The organism is Paenisporosarcina sp. P4_E4_2 (genome assembly GCF_056401595.1).
In genome coordinates this window covers 1-4775 of the sequence record NZ_JBFUJC010000244.1, presented here as the reverse complement: position 1 = coordinate 4775, position 4775 = coordinate 1, and the positions used below count along the sequence as shown (strand labels likewise).

The following is a 4775-nucleotide window of genomic DNA, read 5'->3' as shown; positions in this document are numbered from 1 at the left end:
ACCGTATCATTCTCACTAAACTGATCATTCAGTTTTTTATCTACCTTTGCTTTCATGTTTTTAGATGCTACATCCGAACTTTCAAGAAGAGAAATACTTTCTTTGGAGTTGGAATTAGCAAATGTGAGTTGAGGTAGAAAGATAGAGAGCAACAATAATGCACATAAAATAAAACTAAATGCGACGCGGTCATGTCTGTTCCTTTTCATCAATTCGACTCCTCTCTGAAATCGCTTACATTAAGACTTGCGTTACAAGGATCTATGGATAGATTTTATCTTTGATCTTTGCTCTCTTTTCCCCCTTGCATGATTAATGAATACCATTCGAAGTGTACACCCGCCTTAAAAAATAGTAAATTGGGGGATTTCACTTGAAACTATTAATATATTTTTTGAAAATTCAATACTAAAAAATGTTATTTGGCCTTATTTCAAAAGAATTTTCAGTTATTTTGTAGAAGAATGTCGTGAATATTGTCTAAAATTTCAGTTTTTTAATGTACTAAGTTTTAAAATTTGGGGGAATATAGAAATTTCTCGTAATTTTTTAGAAATACATTTAACAATAATAGATTAAAACAGGAAAAAAGTTCTATTTGTTGATATTCCAGATAAATAAAAAAACCTTGATAACATATTGTTTACCAAGGCTCTGTATATAGTGGTTCACCCACATGTTAATTAGAAAAATCAAAGTATGAAAAACCTTAATAGAATGTTTCATGACGGAACTTATGGATCACCTTTCGATATGATTGGAGTTACTTATAAATCAGCTGGCGAAAATATTGCTCAAGGTCAAACAACCCCTGCAGCAGTCATGAAAGCTTGGATGAATTCTCCTGGTCATAAAGCTAATATCTTGAGTAAAAACTTTACTCATATCGGAGTTGGCCATGTAGCAAGTGGAAACTATTGGACTCAACAATTTATAGGAAAATAAGAGAAAGAAGTGTGGTTAATTCCATGCTTCTTTTTTTATCTGTCTTATTATATTGTCGAAACATTTTAAATAATTTTATCCTTTGAGGGTAGCTTTTTCTTATTGCTTATAAGAGTTCGTAAAAGTGACGTTAAAAAGTGAACGTTCATTAAAAGGTATTATAGTATTGCGAACTATGTAAATGACTAAATAGGAGCAATTCAAAGCAGTTCGTAAAAGTGACCCTTTAGTTGAATAAGAAAAAAAGCTGTCTAAACAGCTAAATGATCTTCAAGTAAAGCACCCGTTCTTATTCACCATAAAATATAATTTATGAAGCTTATAAAAAACGTTGTTACCGCCAAATAAACCCCCATTCTTACTTCCTTGTTTTTAAAACTTAATTCAAATCGTTCACTCATATACTCCACCCCATTTATATCTTTATTCAACTAACCTGCCCCGTCAGTTGAATAAGAAATCCTTTTCTACTTTTGAAAAGTCACTCCATAAATCTATATCATTAACTTCATATTTCTTTTTTTAACCTATTTACCATAAGTTCCAACTCGGTTTTCAAATTATTATTAAGATATTTCTTAATTTCTATGGTATTTGCAGTTTCCCGTCTGTCACGTGGCATACCTAAGTGGGCAATGTTTTATCACTTAATAGTACCTATTCTATTCGGGGTTGGTTAAAATCATCCGTCATCAACAACGTATTCTTCGATTCTGTTCAAAAGATCCGTAAAGCCGTTCAAGGTTTTATTTGTCATATCAATGAAACACCAGAAGCTACTATGAATCGGCTATGCATTCAATTCTAAATGTTTTCCACCGGGTATATATCCAAACTATTCTATTAAAACTGAATTTTCTTGAAATATATTTTATCTTATCCTATACTAGTAACGATTGAGATTGAGAGTTGAGGAGATGAAAAATACTGATGGATTTTTGAACGATTGATGTCGGAAACAGAGACGGCAGCTTCAAATGACAAGTATCAATTTATATTCGGAGGGATGGGAACGAATTGAAGAAAAGGAAACACTGTTACAAGCGAATATTTAGTATTGTAGCAACATTACTTATGGTATTTTCATTACTATCACCAGGATTCGCGGATGCTGAATCAATAAAGCCATCAAACCGTTATGTAAATGATCACCAAACTGCTGCAAAGGTAAAGGTAAGTAATCGTTTACTGGATAATTTTAAAAAAGATGATAAAGTAACTTTTTTAATCAAATTTAAAGAAAAAGCAGATACAGTAAATGCTATAAAGCGGGCGAAAGCGATTGCGAAGCAAGAAAAATTAACGGCGAATAAAGAAGAGTTTATCCAACGCTCTGCAGTAGTATCTGAGTTAAAAGCTACTGCACACGTAGAGCAGCAAAACGTTTTAAAATATCTTAAACAAGAAGAACTTAAAGGGAATGTCGAATCTTTTAATTCCTATTTTATCGTCAATGGTATGGCTGTTACAGCAACGAAAGAGGTTGCAGAAAAGATAGCAACCTTTTCCGAAGTTGAAAAAGTACTGCCAAACGAAACAAGACAATTATTTGCTTCAACAACTAAAGAGGAAAGCCTTAATTCAAATCTAGCGAATGTAGAGTGGAACGCTGAGAGAGTTGGAGCTCCGGCTTTATGGGAAAAGGGAATCGACGGTTCAGGTGTTGTTGTAGCGAGTATTGATACCGGTGTTCAATTGGATCACCCCGCATTAAAGGAAAAGTATCGCGGCTATAATGCAGCAACCGGAGAAGTTGATCACGACTTTAATTGGTTTGATGCCACAGCCGGACAATCGAGTCCATATGATGATTTAGGACATGGAACACATGTGACTGGGACAATGGTCGGCAGTGAACCAGATGGATCTAACAAAATAGGTGTAGCACCGGGCGCAAAATGGATTGCTGTTAAGGCATTCTCGGAGACTAGCGGAAGTGATGCCAATCTATTGGCTGCAGCAGAGTGGATTTTAGCACCAATAGATGCAAATGGGAATACCCGCGTTGACATGGCACCTGATATTGTTAACAACTCATGGGGTGGCGGACCAGGTCTTGATGAATGGTATCGGGATGTAGTAAGAGAATGGAGAAATGCCGGGATATTTCCTACTTTCGCAGTTGGAAACACAGGCATGACTAATGATGGCGGACCTGGATCAGTCGCCAATCCAGCAAACTATCCCGAATCATTTGCAGTGGGAGCAACGGATAGTAATGATATCGTTGGAGACTTTTCATTACGCGGCCCTTCACCATATGGTGAAATAAAGCCTGATATTTCAGCGCCTGGTGCTAATATTCGTTCATCGATACCTCGCAGTGATTACGAAGGCGGTTGGAATGGCTCATCGATGGCGGCCCCCGCTGTATCGGCAGTCGTAGCATTATTATATGAAGTAAATGCAAGTTTATCGGTTGATGAAATAGAAAAGATTTTAATAGAAACAGCAAAGCCTTTAACGGATAAGGAATATCCAGAATCACCAAATAACGGGTACGGCTATGGATTAGTCAATGCATACAATGCGGTATCTTCTATTAGTGATGGTCTAGGGACTTTGGAAGGAAAAGTGGTCCAAACGAATTTTGATTTGCCGATAAGCGGTAAAGTAAGCGTGCTTGAAAGTAGACAGTACATCAACACAAATCCTGAAAATGGCTCTTATAAACTCCCACATGCTGCTGGTAAATTTACAGTTCAAGCCGAAGCATATGGATATCAATCTAAACAGCAATCAGTAACGTTTGAAAAAGATAAAGCTATACACGCAGATTTCACATTGAATGAAATCCCAAAAGGAACTATCAGTGGTGTGATTACTGATAAAATCTCGGGGGAAGTTGTTGAAGGTGTGACATTACTCCTTATGGAAGATGCCAATATTACACCTGTGGCTACGGATAAGGACGGTAAATATGAACTTACTGCTATTGAAGGAACTTATACGTTGAGAGCCATGAGAAGCGGCTATCACAGTCAMGATGTTGATATTACAATAAAAGGAAATGAACACGCGGTTGATATTGTTCTTGATCCTTTTTACACGTATCCTGGCGGCGAAATTGGCTACGATAATGGAAAAGTTGATAGTGGCAGTATGTATTTTGGCGGTGGAGCTGGCTGGGCAGTAAAAATGTCATTGCCAGAGAATAAGAAATCAGCGATTGTCACAGATGGTGTGTTTCACTTAAAGGATAAAAAATACTCAGAAACACATGGGACGGAATTTAATGTGGAAGTATGGGATGCCTCTGGGCGCGATGGGTTACCGGGTAAGAAACTTGCTGGCCCGATAGCCGCTGAAGCTGTATTGGATGACTGGACAGTAGTTGATTTAACCGATTACAATATCAAGGTTGATGGAGACTTTTATATGGTGTATGTCCAAACACTGAATTATCCGGAGGCACTTGGTTTAGCAACCGACAACGGTAATCCATATATGGAGAGAAGCTATCAATATCTTGATGGCGAATTTTATCCAGCATTTGTTGAAGACGGTAATTATATGATCCGTGCACGTGTTAGTTATGAAGTAGACAAGCCATCAATTACTTCGCCAAAACAGGATGAAGTATTCAAAGACGAAAACATCACGGTAGAAGGAACTGCCTCACCTTCAACAACGATTAAGCTGATGAATAATAACGAAGAAGTAGGTACTGCAAAAGTTGGCGATGAAGGCAAATTTTCAATCCCAATGAAAATTAAAGACGGTAAAAATAGTTTAACAGCAGTCTCCATGTTGAATGGGAAAATGACGGGAAAATCSAATCCTGTTATTGTTTCACTACTATCCAAGGATGTCGGTCCTGGCCCTGGACC

2 protein-coding genes and 1 pseudogene are annotated in these 4775 nt (G+C 37.1%); 2 read left to right on the top strand and 1 reads right to left on the bottom strand.

The genetic code is table 11. The features are described from left to right. The coding region (locus AC1DSB_RS14545) for a hypothetical protein (protein WP_477586967.1) at positions 1–209 on the bottom strand (209 nt) is incomplete at its 3' end. A gap of 478 nt (positions 210–687) precedes the next feature. Between AC1DSB_RS14545 and AC1DSB_RS14540 the strand changes: the two are divergent. Both AC1DSB_RS14540 and AC1DSB_RS14535 read left to right on the top strand, forming a co-directional pair. Continuing rightward, a pseudogene (locus AC1DSB_RS14540) lies at positions 688–945 on the top strand (CAP domain-containing protein); the annotation flags it as partial. A 1017-nt stretch (positions 946–1962) separates the two neighbouring features. Continuing rightward, on the top strand, positions 1963–4775 hold a 2813-nt coding region (locus tag AC1DSB_RS14535; protein ID WP_477586966.1), incomplete at its 3' end, for a S8 family serine peptidase.